Origin of the sequence: Staphylococcus sp. EZ-P03 (assembly GCF_003344575.1) — a bacterium.
In the GTDB taxonomy this organism is placed as follows: domain Bacteria; phylum Bacillota; class Bacilli; order Staphylococcales; family Staphylococcaceae; genus Staphylococcus; species Staphylococcus simulans_B.
This window is the reverse complement of the sequence record NZ_QPMO01000051.1, coordinates 1-3,018: the sequence shown is the minus strand read 5'-3', so window position 1 is coordinate 3,018 and position 3,018 is coordinate 1. Positions and strand designations below refer to the sequence as shown.

The 3,018-nt window shown below is 29.3% G+C and carries 2 protein-coding genes; both read right to left on the bottom strand.

Going from position 1 to position 3,018, the window contains the following annotated elements; all coding sequences use genetic code 11:
* Nucleotides 1–880: 880 nt before the first annotated feature.
* Nucleotides 881–1,885 carry a protein rep gene (locus tag DVJ99_RS12910; RefSeq protein WP_078099054.1) on the bottom strand — a complete coding sequence of 335 codons (1,005 nt, stop codon included), beginning with the start codon at nucleotides 1,883–1,885 and terminating at the stop codon, nucleotides 881–883.
* Nucleotides 1,886–2,067: 182 nt separating this feature from the next.
* The gene (locus DVJ99_RS12905; protein ID WP_049948317.1) at nucleotides 2,068–2,889 is read right to left on the bottom strand and encodes a putative RNA methyltransferase; all 822 of its coding nucleotides are present in this window, start codon (nucleotides 2,887–2,889) and stop codon (nucleotides 2,068–2,070) included.
* Nucleotides 2,890–3,018: the final 129 nt, after the last annotated feature.

Genomic DNA, 3,018 nt, shown 5'->3' with positions numbered 1-3,018 from the left:
CTTAATAGCTCACGCTATGCCGACATTCGTCTGCAAGTTTAGTTAAGGGTTCTTCTCAACATCAATAAATTTTCTCGGCATAAATGCGTGTTCTTTTCTTGTCTGCCCAGTAGACAAAGTAGACCCACCTGTTATTGCTTTACAGGTCTATTTTTCGTCGTTATAATCTAGTTAAATCCCGTAAGGGCGCACTTATGCGTTCTAAAAAGAACGCGTAAAAAACCATAATCGACCTTCGTCAATTTTTATCTTAGTTTTAAGGAATCGGCGTTGTGGCGTAGATATAAAAATTAATACTACATAGAAATTTAACTAAGATTTAAGCTACTAGTTTTTTGCTAGTAGCTTTTTTATTTTCTTAATTTTTAAATGCCTTTATTTTGAATTTTAAGGGGGTATTTAGAGCAAACTCTATATTTATATATTTTTATACCTGTATATTTATATATGTTTCTTAAAACGCAAATATGAGCAAAATAAGGGTACATCTTTCTGACATTTAACTTGTATTCAAAAGACATATTACTTAAATTGCTAAAGTCATTTTAAATACAATCACTTGTACTTTTTAAACATAAGCCAGAAAAACGATATAGCTCTTTTATATATTTTTCTAATTTGATTGGAACTCCCTAAAATTTATATAACTTAAAAAGTTAAATTGTTTAGCTCATTTTTTTGTTCATGACCAGTGGGGAATTTTTTAGACACTGCCCATTTATATGCAAACTTAAAAGTTAGCAAAATGGGCAAGAAAAAATAAACACTGCCCAGTTACATGCAAATTTAAAAATTAACATGAAAATTGGGCAACCATGCCGGTTGAACGCTATAGTTCCCGCAGGGGCAAAAAGACATAAAAAAAACGCTAGCTTTTAAGCTAACGTTTCAAATCTTTTAAGTAATAATTTTGTTTTTCAAAATTCCAAATTGCCGTAATTGAATGTGCTTTTTCTTCTTCGTCTGTTGTTTTATCTTCGTCACTTGTATTAATCAAATTGCCATCTTCGGCATCGTCTAAATTTAAAATTTTATGTTTTTGTTTAAGCAATCCACCATAACTCAACATACGTTTTCGGTATAAACCTTTTTCCAAATCATTCACGATTTCTTGATTTTTTTCGTCATCATCAGTTAAAAAATCAGATGACTTAACTGAATATTTAGAGGTTTCTTTGATAGCTGCTTGAATATCTTTATCGCCTTTTTGATTTGGTTTGATCGCTTTAATATTTGCTACTGGTCGATAATTAACCTGTAATGCTTTTTGCCATAAATCAACCCATTCAACTTGCGTAATGTAGTTTTCTTTTTTTCTGAAATACGCATTTTCAACACACAATAAAACGTGCATATGTTGATTATAACTACCGTCATTTTTATTAACTGTTACTTCAGTTGAGCGTAAAAAACCCACCAAATTCTTTTTAACTTTTGTATACATCTTTAATTTATTAAAAGCCTTAGACATGTGTTTTAAACTTTGTTCTAAGTGGTCACCGTCTATTGCATTTTTAGTCGATAAAGTAAGAAATAACCAACGAGCAGTTGGCTTTTCTTTAACCACTTCTTCAATCACTTTTTGAGCTTGATAACTATTTTTCATAGCACGCCTCCAATTACAAACTGGGCATAATTTTGACTTACAAAACCATGTCTTATGTAATTTCAAATAACCTTCATCAGTTGGCTTGAATTCTAAGACGTTACCACATTGTTTTACGTTAAAAGCCTTTTTAATTTTTAAGATTTCCAGTATATCTGCATAACTTACATTATCTATCTTCTTTTCTCTCCATGGGCGTTGTTTCCCACTTTTCGTCATATCTTTTAATGTTTTATTATCTTGATTTTCGTCTATACATTTAGTAGTATTATATTGCATATAAAAAGACCTCCAGTATTGATTTAAGCGTCGTAACTTAATCATATTACTGGAGCTTTTTTATGTCAATTTTTTCTTTCACGCACAAAAATACATAAAAACACTGTCATACCAACGATAAAGCAACTTTTTATATCTTTGAGTTATTTCTATATAGTATCAAGACAAGAAGAAACTCGTTTTCAACTCGTTTTAAAACCACCAACCAAAACCTTAAAACTCATCGTAATTTCACTTAAGTTTTTCTTAATTATTCCTTCTTTTTCTACGTCACTTAAATTCCACGTTAAAGGCGTCATATCAAGTAATTTATTCAATTCTTCTTTATTTAATTTAACCTTATAACTAATGTCTATCATTTCAATTTTATTAAAATTAGCTTCAAATAAATCTATAACCTCAGAATTATCATAATCCTTATTTTTATGATTACTAAAGACTATATTCCTTATTTCTTTTAAATAATCACTATTAGGAATTATTTTTATCAATTTCCCCTCTTTATCTAGAACTCTTTTAAACTCATCATAATTAGAAGGGCTAAGCACATTAATTAAAAAGTCTACATTCCCATTCATAACTGGTATATCAGCTAGATCAGCAACCAACCAATTTATATTTTTATATGATTTTGCTGCTTTTTTTACACCTTCTTTTGCAATGTCTATACCTAAGAATTCATTTTCACCAAGAAATGTTTTACTAATTTCATTTAAAATATAACCCTCACCAGTACCAACATCTATCACATTATTTTTAGTTTTAATCTCATATTTTTTAATAATTTCTATGATTTTTGAAATTAATATCGAATACAAATTGCTACTATCATTCAATTCTCTTCTAGCAATAAACAATTTTTTATCGTATTTACTTTTTTTATGCCCTGAAATTAAATTCGAATAACCCTCTTTTGCAATATCAAAAGTATGGTTATTCTCACATGCTAAAGTTTTATAACCTCTCTTTAATTTTTCATCACATATAGAACACTTAAAAAACATATTCACACCTCCAATCAAATAATTATAAATAACAAAGTTGCTTTATTCCAATTGCTTTATTGACGTTGAGCCTCGGAACCCTTAACAATCCCAAAACTTGTCGAATGGTCGGCTTAATAGCTCACGCTA